Genomic DNA, 1,777 nt, shown 5'->3' on the forward strand with positions numbered 1-1,777 from the left:
ACCGGCCATCGATGTAATGCCGAATCCGATCCGGCACCCCCGCGGGGATCTGCAGGTCGGTCTGGGTAGCAGGCGTCGTCATGGGAGTCCTCCGTGGACGGGTGGGTGGGAGCGGACGTCAGCTCCCGGCAAGAAGTGGGCTCTCGGTGGGAACTGAGCTGTCGGTGGGACGTGGGCTGTGGGTGGGAAGTGGGCTGTGGGTGGGAAGTGGGCTGTCGGGGAGTAATGAGCTGTCGGTGAGTGATGAGCTGTCGGTGGACGGGTGGGGAGAGAGGGCGGTGGTCAGCTGCGGCGGGATGCCTGCCACTCGGCGAACTTCTCGCGCCACTGGGCGTTCATCGGGAACAGGCCGTCGACGGGCTCGCCCTTGGCGACCATCTCGAAGACGAACTCGTCCTCCTCCTCGTGCGCCTCGGCGGCCTCGAGCACCTCGACGACGAGCGCCGGCGGGATGACGATCGCGCCGTCGTCGTCGGCGACGATGACGTCTCCCGGCTGGACGGTGGCGCCGCCGCAGGAGATGGTCACGTCCGTCTCCCACGGCACGTGCCGGCGGCCGAGGACGGCCGGGTGCTTGCCCGAGGAGTAGACCGGGATGCCGAGCTCGGCGACCGGGACAGCGTCGCGGACCGCGCCGTCGGTGATGATCCCGGCGGCCCCGCGGACCTTGGCGCGCAGCGCGAGGATGTCGCCCAGGGTGCCGGCGGTGGAGTCGCCGCGGGCCTCCATGACGACCACCTCGCCCTCGTTCACCGAGTCCATCGCCTGCTTCTGGGCGTTGAACCCGCCGCCGTGCGCGGCGAAGAGGTCCTTGCGGTAGGGCACGTAGCGCAGCGTGCGGGCGGTGCCGACCATGCCGCGGCCGGGGACGAGCGGGCGGACGCCGTCGATGGAGACGGTGTCGTAGCCGCGCTTGCGCAGCTCGACGGACAGCGTGGCGACGGCGACCTTGGCGAGCCGCTCACGCAGCTCGGGGGTGAGCTCGAAGGGCTTCTCGGCGGGCTCCACCGGCCGGCCCCAGGCGTCGGCGCGTTGGGCGTCGTCCACCTTGGGCGGGTTGCCCCAGGCGGCGAGGGCGGGCCCCTCGACCACGGTGGTCTCCAGCCGGCCCGTGGTGACAGTGGGGTCGTCCAGCGCGTAGACCTCGACGGCGACACGCTGGCCGGGCTGGGCGACCGAGGCGCCGGCGGGAGTGCCGGTGAGGATGACGTCGCCGCGCTCCAGGGTCATCACCCGCGAGAGGTCGGCGATCATCAGGCCGAAGTCGAAGAGCAGGCCATCGGTGGAGTCGTCCTGGACGAGCTCGTCGTCCAGCCAGGTGCGCACGCCGAGCCGCTTGGGGTCCACCGCGGTGGCGTCGAGGAGGCGCGGGCCGACGGGGGTGAAGCCGTCTCCGCCCTTGGAGCGGACGTTGGAGCCCTTGTCGGCGTAGCGCAGGTCGTGCAGGCCGAGGTCGTTGGCGGCGGTGACCCAGCCGATGTGCTTCCAGGCGTCCTCGGGGGAGACGTCGCGGGCCGGGGTGCCGATGACGACGGCGATCTCGCCCTCGAAGCCGAGCAGCTCGGTGCCGGCGGGGCGGACCACCTCGCCGGAGCCGGTGAGGGACGACGCGGTCTTGAGGAAGTAGGAGGGGTGTTGCGGCACGCGTCCGCGCTGCTCCGCGCGGGACCGGTAGCTGAGGTGGACGGCGATGACCTTGCCCGGTCGGTGGCCCAGCTCGGTGGTGATCGGGTCGGTGCTCATGCCCCAGCGCTCCTCAGCATCGTTGACGAAGTCA

1 protein-coding gene is annotated in these 1,777 nt (G+C 71.8%); it reads right to left on the bottom strand.

Annotation, left to right across the window (positions count from 1 at the left end; translation table 11 throughout):
• Positions 1-282: 282 nt before the first annotated feature.
• Positions 283-1,743: a fumarylacetoacetate hydrolase family protein gene (locus Q0195_RS11345; RefSeq protein WP_299278506.1), complete on the bottom strand. Its 1,461-nt coding sequence runs from the start codon at positions 1,741-1,743 to the stop codon at positions 283-285.
• Between the last annotated feature and the right edge of the window lie 34 nt (positions 1,744-1,777).

This window comes from uncultured Georgenia sp. (assembly GCF_937958535.1).
Lineage (GTDB): Bacteria > Actinomycetota > Actinomycetes > Actinomycetales > Actinomycetaceae > Oceanitalea.